Annotated in this window: 2 protein-coding genes and 2 pseudogenes; 3 read left to right on the forward strand and 1 reads right to left on the reverse strand. The window is 71.5% G+C overall.

Features of this window, described 5'->3' with window-relative positions:
- A pseudogene (locus MKK82_RS17780) lies at positions 1-141 on the forward strand (transporter); the annotation flags it as partial.
- A gap of 832 nt (positions 142-973) precedes the next feature.
- Here MKK82_RS17780 and MKK82_RS17785 read toward each other — a convergent pair.
- Positions 974-1,297 carry a hypothetical protein gene (locus MKK82_RS17785; RefSeq protein WP_238294290.1) on the reverse strand — a complete coding sequence of 108 codons (324 nt, stop codon included), beginning with the start codon at positions 1,295-1,297 and terminating at the stop codon, positions 974-976.
- Between the two features lie 220 nt (positions 1,298-1,517).
- On the opposite strand from MKK82_RS17785, the gene MKK82_RS17790 reads away from it, so the two are divergent.
- Both MKK82_RS17790 and MKK82_RS17795 read left to right on the forward strand, forming a co-directional pair.
- Positions 1,518-1,763 (forward strand): DUF6894 family protein, encoded by a 246-nt coding sequence (locus tag MKK82_RS17790; protein ID WP_238294292.1) that lies wholly within the window; start codon positions 1,518-1,520, stop codon positions 1,761-1,763.
- Positions 1,764-1,775: 12 nt separating this feature from the next.
- Positions 1,776-1,972, forward strand: a pseudogene (locus MKK82_RS17795) (Holliday junction branch migration DNA helicase RuvB); the annotation flags it as partial.

Raw genomic sequence — 1,972 nt, forward strand, 5'->3', positions numbered from 1 at the left:
GGCCGCGACTACAACATCGGCAACATCGCCTTCGCCGGCACCGTCGACTCCAGCGCCGACATCGTCTCGGTCGGATTCCGCTACCTCTTCGCAGCACCCGCCGCGCCCCCCGAACAAGCCCCACTCATCCGGAAATACTGACTCCGACGGCTCCGGACCGGAGTCGCTTCAAGGGGGGAGTCACGTTCCAACGGAGACGTGATTCCCGAAGACGAACGTCGCATCACCTTCGGTCTTGCGGCGCTTCATCGTGGGGATGACGGCGCGATCGCGTCCGGGGCTCCGACGAGCGGACGTGTCCCCGTCCCGGATGTCCGGGGCGTTCGGGCGCGGCCGTCCGGGCTGAGGGTCAGGCTCGCCGCCCTCGGGCCGGACAAATGCCCGGCACTGCATTGACGCTCTTGCACTGACGCTCTGCGCCCGTGGTCCGACAGGGGCGGTGAGCCGCCTTCGGATCCCGGCAGCGCGCGTGATCGGATGATCCCGTCCGGTCACACCGCTGCGGCGCGGACGGCGCCGTGCCGCACGCTCGGCCGCATGCTTGGCTGGACGCTCGGCCGCATGCTTGGCCACACGCTTGGCCGCGCTCCTGATCGGGCCCTGATTCGAAGGCCGGCCGCCCTGATCGTCGCGGGCGCCCGTCTCGGGATGAACTCCCCGGGCTGTCACCGCGCGGGGCGCCGATCCGGGGCGATCGGCGGCCACGAAGACGGCCTGGGACGAGAATCTCCCATATGAAATAGAGATGTTCTCCCATCCAGACGGCCGGGGGCGGCTCTGCCTGTTCGCCGCCAGCCATCACGCGACCGCGGTCGCCGGCGTCGAACGGCCTGAGACGTCGACCCGCGGGCGCGGGCGACCTCCTCCGCCGTGTGATCAGATCCGTGGCCTATGGGCTGCGCATCCAGGCAAGGTCCGCCGGGCGCAGCGGCTCCCGGTTGAATCGGCTCCGCCGGCGACCGTGACCGAACGTCTAGCGCGGCTCAGCGAGGCGGCACGCCGCGCCGCCGGCCCGGGGCCAGCCGTAATAGATCGCCTCCGCCTGCACGGTCGCGTCGGCGGCGATGCTCGGCACCGTCGTGGTGGTCGTGTCGAGAACCGACCCGCCGGCAGCCGTGAACGTGCAGAGGAGCGTGGCCGGCGCCCGCGCCTCCGGGCCCGGATTGTGCAGTTCGACCCGGGCACGCTGCGGCTCGTGCGAATCCGGCGGCGTGTGGAGCCGGGTTTCGACAACGCCCGCCGTGTCGGCCCAGGCCGACGACGCGGCGACGGCCGCACCGACAGCCAGAAGAACCATGGCCCGCCGTGGTGTCCCGATGCATCCCATGTCTGTCCAAGCCCCTTCGTCCGATCCCCGCCGGCGAACATGTCGACCCAACCGCGGAAACCCCCTCGCGGATCGGCGCGCCACGGGCAAACCGGCCTGCGGCGCTTCGCCCGGGCTGGATCTCCCGCCAATAGGAACATATAGTGAACACATGATGACGGGCGCCGCTCGGCGCGAGGAGGAGTGAGGGATGGCACGCTACCGTTTTCACTGCACCAACGGCCTTGAATGCGTGTTCGACGCGCGCGGCCGGGAGGTCCGGGCGTCGTCGCGCTTGGTCGAGCGGGCGCGGCAGGTGGCGGCCGACGTGCGGCAGTCGCTGGCGAACCGAACCGACTGGGCCGAATGGCGTGTGACCGTGCACGACCTGACCGGGCGGCGCGTGCTCGTGCAGCCCTTCGAGCCGGCGCGGGACCGGGTGAAGGTGGCGGCCTGACCGATGGCGCCGATGAAGACAGCCCGGCCGCCGGCCGTCCCGCCGGAGCCGGGTGCGGGCCGGGACGGCGCCGACCAGACGATCCGTCCGCTGAGCCTGTCCGAGTTTATCGGGCAGCGTGCGGCGCGGGCGAACATGCAGGTGTTCATCGAGGCGGCGCGCCGGACCGGGCAGGCGCTCGACCACGTGCTGTTCGTCGGGCCGCCGGG

It is taken from the genome of Methylobacterium sp. E-046 (genome assembly GCF_022829625.1).
Lineage (GTDB): Bacteria > Pseudomonadota > Alphaproteobacteria > Rhizobiales > Beijerinckiaceae > Methylobacterium > Methylobacterium longum.